The sequence below is a fragment of the Planctobacterium sp. AWM4_229 genome, assembly GCF_056160305.1.
Genome location: NZ_JBSWWX010000007.1, coordinates 20,967 through 35,575, shown reverse-complemented (window position 1 = coordinate 35,575; position 14,609 = coordinate 20,967). Strand labels below are relative to the sequence as shown.

Sequence of the window (14,609 nt, the reverse complement as noted above, 5' to 3'; positions counted from 1 at the left end):
ACAACCAACCGAGGTCAATATGAAAGAAATACTTATTTTACTCTTTTTTTTATCAGGGCTTATTGGCTGTAAGTCAACAGAGTCAGATGAAGTGATGGTTTGGAGTAACCAACCCTCTGTTGTCTATCAACAGGTAAAAGCAAGTCTTACCAATGGGGAAATGGTTCCTATTGGCGAGCTTGAAACGGCTGCTCAATTTGCCAATGAAAACCAGCCTTCAGGGGCCCGATTCATCATTGCGAACTATTTAGTCAGCACAGAAGCTTCTAAATCAGCCCCCCCCGTTGTCAATGAATTATTGTTGGATTTACTGGCATTTGGTAGCGGTCACTTGGACCAGAGCGCTGTCAATGTGTTGTGCCATAGATTTAAAACCCAGTTGTGCCAGGAGATAGGTTATGTCGAATAGTAGATTATCAGTTATACATTTTGCAAAAGCAGGATTTGGGTTGTTTGTTTGGTTGATGACTCAAATAGCCGTGGCTTCAGGAGCCGGTGGTTCAGAAGATCTCGGTTTAGTGGAGTTGCCGAAAATCGATGCGCAAAGTGAAGCCCTGGAAGATGTTTTGAGCGCCTATGAAAAGGAGATCGCAAGCTCGATGATAAACATTCGTTCCTTGTCGTTGATTGCTAAGGAGTACGAACGTACGGGCAAGGAAATGACACCTAGCGAACAAAAGGTGTTCGAAAATTCGCTGGCCTATTATCTGGGACAATTGAACAAAGGGTATAGCAAGTATAGTGGTGAAATCTTGACTTACGCCGCTGATCTTGAAGATAAGCTATTCGAGCTGGACATGGAATTGGAGCAGCAATTACCAAATCCGACCGCGTCAATAGCTACTTCGATTCGGGGTAAAGAGTTAGCCAAGGTAAGTGAGGAGCGGATCAAGGCATTGCAAGCCATTGTCGCGCAATGCGGCGAAAAGCAGGAATCGCACGACACTGAATGCAAACGTAAATATAGCAATGCCAAGCGTCAGTTGACCCTAATCAATCGTGAAATTAGTCGGCATATCTCGCATCGAACAGGAGCAGAACAAGTTGCTGCCGCCACCAATGATTTGAGAGCGAGCGTAAGTACGGCAAATATCGTGTCGCTTTTATCCGACGCAATGGCCGATATGGCCGCGCATATAGAAGTTTCGTTCAATGGATTTGGAAAGCAATCGACGTTAAATACCGTGTCCAGTTACGTGACTTATATCAATGCGTTGGACAGAAGTGTGGACCGGTCCATGTTATTGGTCGATGGCCTGGCAGACTTACCCGGATTACTCTCAGGAAAAGTCTCTCGTGTTAATGACGCAATGAAAAATGTGCCCGAGGTTACTACTGAAGATGTGTTGAAGGAAGCCTCTGAGTTAAGTGCAATGTTGAAGAAGTTGGAGGATTAATAAGATGAATATTTTGTTTTTGAGACTGAAACCATTGATTAAGTTCGGATTGCTGTTGGCTTTATTGAGTGTCGGTATCAATATCAGTGCCCAACCACTGGACCTCCAGAAAGCCCAGCGAATGATTGAGAATAGTGCTGTATTTTCTGATCAAGAAATGACTGATATGGCAGCCCAATTGCAGGAAGAAGCGCTAAACGCTGATGACGTGAAGCGCCTTAAGAACAAACACTCAACGTTCTTAATTGAGTTTTATGCAAAACGATTTTACGCCACCATCAACGAACTGGTTGATGCCAGTCTTCGGCATGCCGAGAACACGACTCAAACTCGCAGCCAGGTCTTGTTTTACCGCAATCAGACGGAAAGTGCGCTGTTGCCACTTCCCGAGGAGTCATTTCATTTGGCCATTGAGAAAATCAAACAAAACGTCTCAGTTAATGATGAAAGCATTCTGCGAATGGTAAAGAAGATACTGACTCGTTCGTTAGATTACTGTCGAAAATCCAGTAAGGAACTCTTTGCAGGGCAATCTTCAGCGCGTGTAGTCGCATTAGACAGACTACGAGACAGTGAAGAGTATATGCGATATGCATCTCAACAGTACCGTATTAAGGAAGTCATTGCGCAATACAGTCCTGGCAGTGGTGCTGATCTTGAAGCCTGTAATGCCCAGTTTCATACACAAAAGCAATCTTCACCATTGTTACGACACCTTAAGTAGGAGAACTATCGTGTATATGACAATCGTACGTGGACTCGCTTCAGTGATATTTTTGGGTGTTATCACTCTGGGTTTGTTCTGGATCCCACCTTTTGGAACCCTCCCCCAACAGGGGGAGGGTGATGGTGGGCTAACCGAACCCCCGGTTGTGGTATCTGTTGCTGCTGACCAGAAAATTGATGATCAAGACGTCCCTCAGGACAAAAGCGGAAACTCCGGTCAGGAGCCACTTAATCAATTACAAGAAGATGAGTCTGAAAAGGGTGTAAATATCACTGATAGAGATCCGTTGCCAGGGAAACCAGAACAATCCCAAAATCCGGATCAAAATCAAGTTGAACCTGAACAACAAGCAGTACCAGAAGTAAAAGAAGCCGCATTAAATGCACAAGATCTGGCCAACGAGGGGGTGAAGTGGCGATTAATGGAAACTGATGAGGACCTGCTTTACAACGCCATGATTGCGTTAGGAGCTCATCCTGTATGGATAGATAAAAGCAGCCTCATCTATGATGAGCAGGGAAGAATACTGCCTTCGGGACTTTTTGCAGAGCACTTCTTAGAAAGAGGCAAAGCAAAAGTACCCGCTAAGTTGGTTCGCAATCAGGTAGTTGGCTTTTTTGCTTTCAGAGAGAAACGCCTGAACATGGCGCAAGAGACAATTTTTAAAGTTCATCAGAATTGCTTCCGAGATAGCGTTAAACCGGATGAGTCATATGTGGTGAAGCTCTTCAAAGCCAAAGAGGGGCGTGAGCCGAAATTTCATTTGATACCCGTTTTGCTCAAGAAGGGAGAAAGTACATTGCCGATTTCTGCAGAGTGCTATCCGAGTGAAATTCGAAATTTGACTAAAGGGGAGGGGCATCATGTTTGAGCAAATATTTGGTAATGTGTCATGGCATATCATCGTAGTGTATCTACCACTATATTTTGCTTTGATGAACATTATTTTCAAAGACTTGAGCTTGAGAGCACAAGAAAACCGTTCCGCAGGTCAAGGATATGACGACCTGGTGCAAAGTACTCGGGAGGGCGAAGCAATGACCTGTTTAGTGTTGCAGTTGCTGGCGGACATGCACCTTGAAAAGGTGTTCCTGTATCGTCGAAAAATCATTAGTTTGGGTCAGCTACTGACCACGATTGGTTTACTTTTCACTACCCTTGGAATAATGAGCCTGGCGGGTCACCAAGATCTGGAAACAGGTACTCTGACCGTTGGCCTGAAAATAGCGTTAACCAGTACCGCGCTTTCCGCGTTCCTGTTGTTGATCGCATCGTTATACATTATTGGCACAATGGGATCTGTCAGCCGTATCAAACATCGCATTAAACAAAAGGTTTGTGGGTACGCCTTATCAATGCAAGGAGATGGCGGGGTGTCCTATGAATAATGGTGAGCATCACGATAATCTGATTGGCGATCTATTCCTTAATCTCTTTGCCTTTTTCTTCATTTTGCTAGTGATCATGATGAATGCCAAGTCACTTCCTGAAATACTGACGTTGGATATCGTGGTGAATCAACTTTCAACAAAAGGAGTACCCGAAAAACAGGTGGCAATTTACAGCGAAGCTGATGATGGCTCATGGTTGATAACCTATGATCAAAAGGAATTTGAGAAGAATAATCTAAGGGCGCTTAGGAACGAAATGAACGAGGACCATCTCTACCTTGGCATGCAGCAAGGCGTATCTACTGCCAATTATCTGGAAGTGTTATTTATTTTACAGAACATGGGGTTGACCATCACTACTGTGGTTGCCGTCAATGGAGAGAAAGGCTCATGAAAAAAATGCACAGTTTATTTTTTCTTTTTTTAATGAGCTTGTTTCAGGATTATTCGGTAAGGGCGAATGATGCGCTGGATGAATTGCTTACTGATATTATCGGAAAAACGCAATCTGAGCGCTTGCTCAATCCATTAAAATACCGTTACCAATTTGATTTGAGTCACCAGGATAAAGAGACATACCTGAAGCGGGCAGCAAGTTATTCGTGTTTGGAGACTATGTCCCAAGAGCACAATATTCCGTATTATCTGGTGGTGGCGATTGCTGCAACGGAGAGTTCAATCAGGTTGAATGCGAAGGCGGTGACAACAACGGCCAGTGGAATGTTCCAGATAACAAAACCAACCTACATTTTTATTCAAAAACAACTGGCGGGAAAGTCAGTCATACCTCCTTTTTCACATTTACTGGTATCGGCAGAGTTAGGATGTGAGTCAGCAGGGCATTATTTGTCCTATTTATTTCGTGAAACCAATTCAGACCAGGCAAGAAGATTTGAAATAGCCTCATGGCGTGATCCAGTAATGGCCTATTACGCAGGCAAAAAACGAGTGGGCTATTCACTGCATAAAGTTGTTCGAAACAACGGTAAGATTTACACCATAGATCCGTTTCGATATTGGTTAAAGGTGTTTTATCTGGCGAGCGATTTAGCGCAGATAAAAATGTCTTAGTGGTTATATGTTGACCAAATGGTTAAGGTGTGTTACCAAAAGTTTCAATAGCAGGAATATTGGCAGGGTGAGGATGAAAGCAACTAATAGGGTGACGGTAAAAACATTACTTGTTTTATTCTTTTTTATCAACCCTGCATGGATCATTGCTTCGGGGGCGAATGACATCACATTAGATCTCACTCGCTGCGTGAACAAAATCCAGAGAGTGTATATTGATACTGCACAAGGTGATCCGGATATTGACCGCATGGTACGGCAGGATGCCCAGATTATCCAGAATCACTTTCCTCTGACATTTCTCGGTCATGGTTGTGCTAATGCTAGGTTTGATAACACTTATCGTAAAATTACAGATCTGAACGGTAGCTGGAGTTCGATTTCTCCTCAGATGCTAAATGAGATCGATGAGATCCAGTTTTTGATAGTCGGCGAATTTAGTTATGACGAAACGACTGATGACGTTGAAATCCACACTGAGAAAGGACGACTCTCTTTACAGGATTTGTTAGATCATATTATCGGTTACACCCCTAAAAATCAGCCAATGAATGTTGTTATCTTCATGATAAGGAGTAATTGGAAGCACAGCTCAGATGAAAACCTCGTCAGTTTTGAATGGAAACCTCGTGATCGTCAAAAGGGGCTGAATGGTAAAGAGTTAAAGGTCGTTGCATTTATTAATCAGTTCAAGATTGGAGTGCCCAAAGCTCATCTGGGATTTGCTGATGAGTTTAGGGGGAGTGCTTTAGGCCGACGGTATCAGGACCTTTTGCCGATTTTTGATGATTCTATGTGGGCACTTGATCCAGCGTCCGCAATACCTGCCCTTATGTTACTGCAGGTGATCAAAAATACATTGTATGGCAATAACAAAGGACCAATTGCCGACTTTAGTCTTGAAACTAATGTAACCAAATGGGAAGAGAACGGCGAAAAAAATCCTTATGTGCTGCACTTAGACGCCAATGTTGAATATGCTTCGACCGGGATGATGTCACCTCGTCTGTATGATATGGGAAAGGTCTCTATACATTTTTCCGCAAATACCCATCGATACATAGCCGGCAAGATTTCCCTGATTAAAGATGCGGAAAATAAAAGAGAGTTAAAGAGTCCATTTACTTTGCTAAATGATGAAAAATATCTGGAAGTGTTTGGACGCGTCCCGACTCGTCATTTTCGAGAAGATAAACCGCGTAGGCACTACATAACAGGTGAGCAACATCAGCTTTATGGAATGTTCGAACACTCTGACTGTCATGCAATTGCTATACAAGACGAAAGATCGGACCTGGATTTATATTTGTACCGAGGAAAAAGCTCTGATATTCCTGTTGCGGAGAAAAAGGAGGAAAAAAACAATCAAAGGTCGATATTTGACAGCTTAACCCGTGACCAGGTTAAGAAAAAAATACGTCAAGCGTGGGCGTCAGAGCAACGGCATTTGCGCAATCGCGTCTCTCGTGATCCCGATCGGAAAGTTACTGAGGTTTTAGATATGGCTGCACATTTGTCGGAAGATGGTGATGGTCTTGATAAGGCTGGCAAGGTTTGTTTGCTATCTGGCACTAACCAGGAAGTACAGGGAAAAGATGTATTGGCAGTGGTGGTGGTCAAACAAGAGCAGACGTTTCAGTATTTGAATCAACAGTTGATAGACGGTGACATCGATCGCAGTGCATTTAAGCAGCAGTTAGAAGAGCAACAGCTAGAGCAAAGCTATGATAATTTAATCAAACTCTGCGAATCTCAGGCGCGTGAGAAGGGTAAAGATCGTGTGATTGACGGGACAAGGCAATCCTCTCAAACGATTGGTTGTGAAGGAGTACCTGATATGTCGGGAGTTATGCCTGAAATGAATGCCGAGCCGGAATTTGTCAAGAAAATCCAGTCCTGTAGTTATAGAGAAAAACAGCAGGGCACTACCGACAGTGATTCAGACGCAAAAATAGAATGTTCCAATACAACCAACACAACGCTTCAGTTCAAAATCAGTACAGCGGTACCAGAAGAGTCGTACGAAGCACGTTTTGAAAATGCAGTGGCGAACGCTGCACAGAAAATTACCACTGAATTTAAGCGTGGTCGTTCTGGCGTTGAACGACAAATCATCGTGACCGGATTTGCCAGTACGGTTTCATGGGGCGATGAAGAAAGTATAAGTACAGATTCATATACATTGCCCAAGTCTTTTAAATCACGAATGCGCAGAGATGATGACATTCCAAGCTGTGATGTGAGCGATCCATGGCTGGCGCTTGAGAAAGAAGGTGCGGGGCTGAAAAATGACGCTGCATCAACGGTCGTGAAGGCGTATACCCCTGAAGGTGATGAAAGATTGGCAATTAAAAATGTAGTCAGAAATATTTTGCCAAGGCTGGTTCCGAGTACAAAAAAAGTGGAGACGTTTACTTTGAGTAAAGGGGAACCCTACCGCTTTAATTGTCCTCTCAGTTATATGCGAGCCGAATTCCTTGCAAAAGAATTGAGAGCAAAATTGAAAGAAGATGAATTTCTTGGAGACAGTTTCAAAGACTACAATATTACCTTCATATATCGGGGCTTGGGCGTGGTTGACATTGCCACCCGTTCCAGTTCATTTCAGAAGGTGGAATATGGGTGGATAGAATATGTCAATTAACAGGCAACACATTGATAACGTTTGGAACCGAAAATGAGCAAAAAAACACAGGTTGAAGCACCGTCGCAAGAGAATATCAGGCAAGAGTACTGGGAAAAGGTAGTAGAGCCGTTCAGCGGCCATAAGTATTTCGAAGATATAGCGATTTTGAGTAATGCCCCTCATCGCCACTACATTCGTAGCAAGAAAGAACTTGCGAAGGGATACGGCACCGAAAATCTGGAACCGATGGCAAAGGAATATGGCAATTTGATGACCGCAGGAAAGCGAATGATGCGGTGTTTCAATAAGTATCATGAGTTACATCAGAGCGCTTTTTTGCGACCGTCAAAAGACGCGTCACTGCCAGCGACTGTCACCAAAGAAGATAAGAAACTGTCTGATGTACTAGCGTCTATCAAGAGCAATGCTGATGCCAATAAAACGAACACCCCTGAAGATCTAGAGCAAAGTTTTGACGAAAGATTTCCGAAGGGCAAAAGCAAGACTGATAAAGACATTCTGCACTTGGTCGTTACCGCTTTGGTGGAAAAAGATGCTGCTGGTCTGAAAAATACATTTTCTTTATGGGAATACCAATTTAACGGCGCCATTCAACACGCACTCGCAATGCATAGAGAATTCCTTCAAAAGATTGAAGAGCAGCAAACCACTGAAGAAAGTGTAAATGACGCTGAGCAGCAAACGCTAGAAATGCGAGGCAAATATGAGGCCCAGGTAAACTTTAGAAAACAGTTGCTGGCTAAGCTGGATTATTTTGATTCACTCAATGAGGAGGAGTTTGAAGATGACCAGACGATGCAATCCCATTTGAAAACGGTAAAAGACGCTTACAGTGAAATAAAAAAAAATGAAGATGCCAAGTTTAATGATGAGCAAATGGGCATTATCGTTGATGCGATTGCAGAAGTCAGAAATGGCCTTCTCAGAAATGATGCCAAACGCCGAAGTAGTACATTTACAGAGATCAAAGGAAATGTAGATGATTTTGTATACAGTCTTAAGGAAATCAGGGATGCTGCAATGGAAACCAGAAATATTGCGTTTAAGGAGGGAGTGAAATTTCGCGAAGCATTGCAAGCAAAAATCATTAATGATGAAAACTACGAGCCCAAAGATGCTGAACGAAAAAATAAGTTGTTCAGGGACCTCGTTGAGATCACTGAAAAACAAGCCGAAACAGTGCAGGAAATGGACACACTGGTCAAAGACGCCACCAGAGACATACTGAATGTGGATGATCCGAAAACAGATGATGAGGTCAAAGCTATCAGAGAGATAAAAGAAAAATACCGCATAAAAAGTGAGGAGTTGGCCACGAAACTAAAGGAGCTCAACAAAGACCTGGATGGCTGTACACAATCATTACGAGAGGAGTTGAAGTAAGCGCGTGGACTTTTTCGATGCACCCCTAAAATTCTTTGGATTTGATAGTAAACCGAAAGCGCTTTCAATAAAGGGAGTGAAGTTTGTCATCAAGGTCATCGGTGCAAGTCAAGAAAAAGCAGAACAGTGTATCAGATTTATCGACTATGCTGCGGCTTTAGATCTTGAACAGTGTGCAAAAACGCACTCTTTTGTTGATTTACAACAAAGTGAGACTCTTTATCAAAAAGCACTTTCACGACAACAGCGATTGGAAGATAAATATCGTGCAATAACTGACAGGTTAGAAAAACTCCAGGCCAGCCTACAGTGGCGAGACAAATTAGAACACGATGAGGTTAACTCTCAACACTCGACTATGGGAGAGGGTGCCAATGGTACATTACAGGCACTGGCGAGATTCAACGAAGCGGACAGCGTGTTCGCAGAATCATCACAGCAATATTACGCTTCATCACAAGCACATTCGCAGCAGCAGACGCAAACCAAACAAGACAACGATAAAAGATTTAAGAGTGAAAATGTCACGGCTACCTGGTGTGACGCCCTTACGCGATTAATGGAAACTGAACAGACCTTACACGATCTTTCAGTAGAAATTACCCAGAGTCAGCAAGACGTTCGCCGCACAAATGCCGAAGTGCTAAAACTTAAGAGTAAAGTTGCCCGAATACAAAGCGTTTTGATGTTCGAAGATGAGGAGATTGACCAAACGGAATCCAAAACTGCATCGTTTACATTTGATGCACTTCAACTATTTAATGATTTTCAAATGTTACCCACGGTAATTTATTTCACAGAAAAGAGAACCGGTGTAGCAAGTACATCGGTCTACTCAGATTGGTTAGACACAGTTAATGACAGGCGCAGTAGAAACGCAATGTTAGAGGAGCTGACTAGCAGATCTGACTTGTTATGTGAGGAGGGGCTTGAGGAAAGTTTGTCACTGCAAATATTGCAGCTTGAAGAGTTACAACGTGAAGCAGCGGCTGATGCAAAAATCTTAAGTAACATACGCTGTGCTTTAGAGGCTTCCTTCGTATATCAAGCTACAACGTTAACGCAGAATCCTCAACGGTTAACATCGACTATTTGGGAACAGGTGACTCGATTCAATGACACTACTGTGCTTCCATCAACTAGCTATCCATTGGCTGAAGAAGGTGGCACAGCCGATACAATTCAATGGGAGCGTTATTGTGCGTTGAACATGGCCGCGATGAAATGGATAAATAATGTGAATAGTCTACTTAGCACAGACGAAAGCATTAGAAAGCTGAGTAAAGATTTAGAGTCGACGCAACGTAATCTGAAGATATATCAGGCTGATTTGAAAACGCTTGTTAATCCGTTGCTGGCTATTGTAACTGATGATTTTGACTATTCCTCTGATGATGGTTTGAGCCTTGATGTTGTGCTGTCAAAAACAGACGAACAGATGATGTTGTCGCTAAATGACATGCTTTACTATTTATCGCAAGCAGGTCCCCTGCCGAAACCGCCTGAGTATCCTTTCTCGGGCGTAATCGCCACCAATGCCTCAGTTGCATGGGATGCTTATTGTACGCAACGGAACAACCATGCCTCGGCATTAAAATTTTGCAATGATATTGCGGTACATCAACGAAAAATTGAGGCAACGTTAGAAGAGATTGAAAATATTAAAAGTATGAAGGCGAGTTTGAAGGTTGAGTCTTCGGCGTTAAAAGAAGACATTCAATCAAGACAGGCACATTTGAGCGCACTGATACGCATTCATGAGGTCGTAAGAGATCCAAAACCTCGTGCAAGTTATTCGTGGCTGGCGGTAGAACGTTTTAACAATCAATCAGAGGAATTGCCGGACCTTAACCCGGATAAGGGGAAAAATACGTGAGCAGAGATGATTATTCGAGGACGCGTCAATCAGACAACGCCAATAAGGTGGATGTCGACGATCGCTCTGAATATGTCAGTTCCTGTTTATCAAAGCCAGACCAGATACAAAGGCTGGAGCATGTCTCCAGATATCATAACCAGCTGAGTTCTTTGCCTGACTTAACTATCGCTGAGGGGCAACTTCAACGGCAAGAGAATCATTTATCAAGAGAAAAAAATCAACTAGCGAAAACAAAAGAGCGGCTTTCCCGGCTGCGAAGCCTACTTAGTTCGCCAGCCGATGATTTTCAGTGCTCCCTTGATGACAGCGATGCAATTGAAGAGCAATTAGCACAACCTTCTGAGACAATGATGGCCTTGGAAAGGTTCAATTCAAGCGTTGAGCAGTTACCACATTTTGAATACGTTGATGGCTCTCACCCTGACGCCAGCACAAACCAATATGAACAATATTTAGAGCATCAAAATATTTTGCGAAAAACAGAGGGGGTCCTTGAGCCGATCGCTCTTGATATATCGGGATCATTCATCGCAGAGCAGAATGCAAAAACACGTTGGATGAGTTTGTTACTGGAAATGGAGCATCAACAGGTTGTTATCTGGGCCTACGAGAGATTAACCCTGCTGATCAGATACGACAGAAATAGCAAACACTCACAAAGGATGAGGCGGGAAGCACCTCATGTCAGCCATGCAGATAATTCCCTGTTCAAAGCACTTGAGGATTTTAATAATGCTAAGGCAGAAATGACACCACCTGAAGAATATTCAAGGTGTATGTTAAACGTTAGTCGAGCCGGGCTAAATGAGAGTGAAAAGGAGGAAAGTACAACCCAATCAGCAACAGATAATGCGTTTAGTGAATTCAAACGAAAGAGCGAGTTACTAGCCGCGTGTGATGCTTTTTTTGAGCCTCTATGGCGAGAAGCGATATTCCGTAGTAATCCAGAATTCCTATTGATGACGGAGTCACCGGTACTTACAGAGAGAATGGAAGTAAATGCAGCCAGACAACAAGCATTACTTCATCATTATATGCAAATCGCGTTTGAAGGGAGTTTACTTCGTTTTAAACAGCCGGGCGAGAGTGGCAAGAAAGCTGACTCAGGATCTCTTCATTTTATGCAAATCGCGTTTGAATGGTTTTTATCACTTTTTAATAAGCCTCAGAGCGGAAGTAATGATAAACAGGAGGATGAGTCTGGCAAAAAAACTGTCACCGATAACAAAGATGAGAATATGTTTAAGCTTAAGGAATTCAAACCGATTCCCAAAGATGGTCAGGCGTTGACATGGCGATTTTTCTTTTTATTTAACCGGTGTTACCCATGGATATATTGGCTAGTCGGAATAGCCTTATTGTTGTTGTCTTTATTCATCTATATAAGAGCCATTGGGTTCGAGATCAATTCTACTCTCAACTTCTTTTATCTGGACAGTTTTCCGCCGCCTCAACAAAACGCATTTTCTAGTGATACCAGTAGCCCGGCGATAACATTTGAAGAGTATTCTAAAGAGCAAAAAATCACGTTGTTTCATGAGATATTGATAGTGATATTCTTGCTGGTAGCCTATTTAATGGGGCGGGCCGTCAGGTTGTTGGTGAACGGTTTTTACTTGTTAGCGCAAGGGCAAAGTTTAAATCGTACGTTATTTAAGGGAGTTGGCCTCTCAATTGCTGTCTTGTTTGGGCTGTATCAGATTGCTGAACTTAAAGTTGATAGTGCCGTACCGGTAAAAGACCAGGAAGAGATGAAGGCGAAATTGGGCAGAGGGATGGTCGAGCCGGATCCTCACCATCGGGCTCACAGCATGTTTCGTGATTTTATTCATAGCCAACCTCTGGGAATTAATAAACCGACAGACGAAGAGCTTGCAGAATACATGGAACAAGGAAAGTACGTGTTAACCTGTGACAAGGTTTCAGGCTACCTTGCAGAACTCAATAACTCAAATTACAACAAAGATAGTGGAGAAACTCCATATATTGCGTTACTTGCTTTAAAACCCAGTGACGTTGACGACAGTGGTGTAGAGTCATCCAAAGAGGGGGGCGTTTCGGTAGAACCCAGCTCCCAGCCCGGTGCGCTAGACGATAGCAACGCAAACTCATCGAACAGGGAGTCCGCTGCGGCAGGCGCCAAAATTATCGAATCTTATTGTCTGGTGACACCCGGTGCAATTCGTATTAAAGAAGGCAACATGCAACAAGCGTTGATGAGTACAATGTTGTTACCCTTGGTGGCATGTTTGCTTTTCATGTATTGGAAGATAGCTATATATCCACTGTTACGTCTGGATTTTTATTTGAGACGCTTGGAGAAACGATTTTTTAGTGGTCCATGGTACCCGATTCCCGACAACTACATATCTCAACGTCCTTTGCTGTATTTTGCGGGAAATACACCTTCAGTGGTGAGCGACGATGATGAACAAGCCAACCAGCATGTGCAAGTCAAAGAAGATAAAAGGGAAAACAACAAATCATTAAAACGACGAACAATAAACTTCGAGTGGAGTAAATTGGTGAGACGTTGGAGTCATGGCTCTACCAAAAAACCTATAAAAGAAGCCAATGAAGACAAATACACTGTTGGAACTAAGTTGATTGCGCTGTCGATTCCAGTCATTATTGCTTTGGTTTGTTTAGGAGTTTTAATCAATATATGGCAGCAAAATGCCAATGGCTATTAAACCGTACATTAATCCTTGGTGATTAAACAATGACAAAAAGGGATACAGGATTTTTAGTTGCTTTGAGCATCGCATGCATGCTTGCAGGCATGCTTGTAGGCGTACTTGCGGGTATGTTCACAGAGCAGAAGTTCAAGTTTGTCCATGGCATGAAAATGAGGTCAGCTCATGGCCCATTGCCGATGAAACAATTTGTCGTGGCTTTTTCACCTTTTTGGAATGTCACAAATAAAAGGGACGTTGGGTCGGAGCGCGAACTCTGTCAATACCAGACAATATCAAGTGGTACTGGGCTGAGCGACCATGTTGTCGCTATCATTAATAAGCAGAGTGTAGATGATACTGAGTGGAAAAAGATAAAACCTACCATAGAGGTCTTTGACCTGCCTTTTAGTCAATCGAAAGATGCTGAGAAAATAATGGAAGTGGGATCACCATTTTATTGCTACAAAAAAAAGCAACAACTTATGGCAATAGCCGCGACTATAGGACAGTTGGTCAGACCCGAGAGTCTCAAAACAGTGCACCCGGATAGCGAAATACGTTTTTTCCGTACAGATGAGCCTAACGGTGTTTTAGATATTAAGATCTCAGATCTGGTTGACGAGAAAGAAGATACAAAAAGGAATGAGTTAGTCAGTGAGTTAGTAAAGCTGGTGTTTAAGGGCACGTCGCAACAGATTGATGGGTTCGCTGGCCGGGTGCCACTGTATTATGGGCTGAGCCACTTTATTTCCTCCTCTGAGTTGTATAAGACACCCTCACTGGCGCATGGAGAACAAATGGATTTGAAATGGATTTATGTCGGTGGTGATGTTGCAGAGCCTGCACCGGTGTGTATGGACGGAAAAGCCAGAACAAGCGGGCGTTTAATGTCGCAAGGTGTGGTTTGTGAGAAAGTTGAAACCTTCCTGGCAATGTCTTGTGAACCCACCGAAACCTACACCAACAATTCGGCGTGGGATATTGAACGATTTGCCAGGCCAAAAGAGAACGACGCTTCTGAGATCATGTATCGTCTTACACGTCAATATGGGCTGACCCCTGAGCCCGGCAATAACGTTACGGTTGAATCCATCGACTTTGTTCAAATCAATCGCTGGGAGGTGACCGAAAGTGGATTTGACTGTCATGAGAAACTTACTAATAGTCAATGGGACAATGTCGACAGACTGAAGAATATCCAGCGTTTTCTAGATGCACTTGCTCAAAATTGGACAAATAGCAATATCAGTGAGCCCCTCAAGTATGTTAATGGCGAAGCAGAATCACCTTTAAATGGGCCGGTGGTGCAATTCCATTATTTGCCCGGTTTGCAGAATAATGTTTATGACACATTGTGGATAAACAAAAAAACATAAAAAAGTTTTTTTAAGACTGCTGATAAGTCCTTTTTAGTGGGTATACACTTCTACATGCTT

General features: G+C 43.0%; 12 protein-coding genes. All 12 read left to right on the top strand.

Features of this window, described 5'->3' with window-relative positions:
* Positions 1-19: 19 nt before the first annotated feature.
* The 12 genes from ACXAGP_RS15925 (at position 20) to ACXAGP_RS15870 (ending at position 14,549) form a co-directional block, all read left to right on the top strand.
* The gene (locus ACXAGP_RS15925) at positions 20-409 is read left to right on the top strand and encodes a hypothetical protein (RefSeq protein ID WP_475262558.1); all 390 of its coding nucleotides are present in this window, start codon (positions 20-22) and stop codon (positions 407-409) included.
* On the top strand, positions 399-1,397 hold the full coding sequence (locus tag ACXAGP_RS15920) for a hypothetical protein (RefSeq protein ID WP_475262557.1): 999 nt from the start codon (positions 399-401) through the stop codon (positions 1,395-1,397). Before ACXAGP_RS15925 ends, ACXAGP_RS15920 begins: the two co-directional genes overlap by 11 nt.
* Positions 1,398-1,401: 4 nt before the next feature.
* A complete protein-coding gene (locus ACXAGP_RS15915; RefSeq protein ID WP_475262556.1) occupies positions 1,402-2,121 on the top strand; it encodes a hypothetical protein in 720 nt (239 codons plus the stop codon).
* A gap of 16 nt (positions 2,122-2,137) precedes the next feature.
* Positions 2,138-2,995, top strand: a complete 858-nt coding sequence (locus ACXAGP_RS15910; RefSeq protein ID WP_475262555.1) for a hypothetical protein — start codon at positions 2,138-2,140, stop codon at positions 2,993-2,995.
* Positions 2,988-3,512 (top strand): hypothetical protein, encoded by a 525-nt coding sequence (locus tag ACXAGP_RS15905; protein ID WP_475262554.1) that lies wholly within the window; start codon positions 2,988-2,990, stop codon positions 3,510-3,512. Before ACXAGP_RS15910 ends, ACXAGP_RS15905 begins: the two co-directional genes overlap by 8 nt.
* A complete protein-coding gene (locus tag ACXAGP_RS15900) occupies positions 3,505-3,909 on the top strand; it encodes a hypothetical protein (RefSeq protein WP_475262553.1) in 405 nt (134 codons plus the stop codon). The genes ACXAGP_RS15905 and ACXAGP_RS15900 overlap by 8 nt, the downstream gene beginning before the upstream one ends.
* On the top strand, positions 3,906-4,586 hold the full coding sequence (locus ACXAGP_RS15895) for a transglycosylase SLT domain-containing protein (protein WP_475262552.1): 681 nt from the start codon (positions 3,906-3,908) through the stop codon (positions 4,584-4,586). The genes ACXAGP_RS15900 and ACXAGP_RS15895 overlap by 4 nt, the downstream gene beginning before the upstream one ends.
* Positions 4,587-4,659: 73 nt before the next feature.
* The gene (locus tag ACXAGP_RS15890; RefSeq protein WP_475262551.1) at positions 4,660-7,230 is read left to right on the top strand and encodes a hypothetical protein; all 2,571 of its coding nucleotides are present in this window, start codon (positions 4,660-4,662) and stop codon (positions 7,228-7,230) included.
* A 33-nt stretch (positions 7,231-7,263) separates the two neighbouring features.
* Positions 7,264-8,616 (top strand): hypothetical protein, encoded by a 1,353-nt coding sequence (locus ACXAGP_RS15885; RefSeq protein WP_475262550.1) that lies wholly within the window; start codon positions 7,264-7,266, stop codon positions 8,614-8,616.
* 4 nt (positions 8,617-8,620) lie between these two features.
* Positions 8,621-10,492, top strand: a complete 1,872-nt coding sequence (locus ACXAGP_RS15880) for a hypothetical protein (protein WP_475262549.1) — start codon at positions 8,621-8,623, stop codon at positions 10,490-10,492.
* A complete protein-coding gene (locus ACXAGP_RS15875; RefSeq protein ID WP_475262548.1) occupies positions 10,489-13,188 on the top strand; it encodes a hypothetical protein in 2,700 nt (899 codons plus the stop codon). Before ACXAGP_RS15880 ends, ACXAGP_RS15875 begins: the two co-directional genes overlap by 4 nt.
* Positions 13,189-13,217: 29 nt before the next feature.
* Entirely contained in the window at positions 13,218-14,549 is a 1,332-nt protein-coding gene (locus ACXAGP_RS15870) for a hypothetical protein (RefSeq protein WP_475262547.1), read from the top strand.
* Positions 14,550-14,609: the final 60 nt, after the last annotated feature.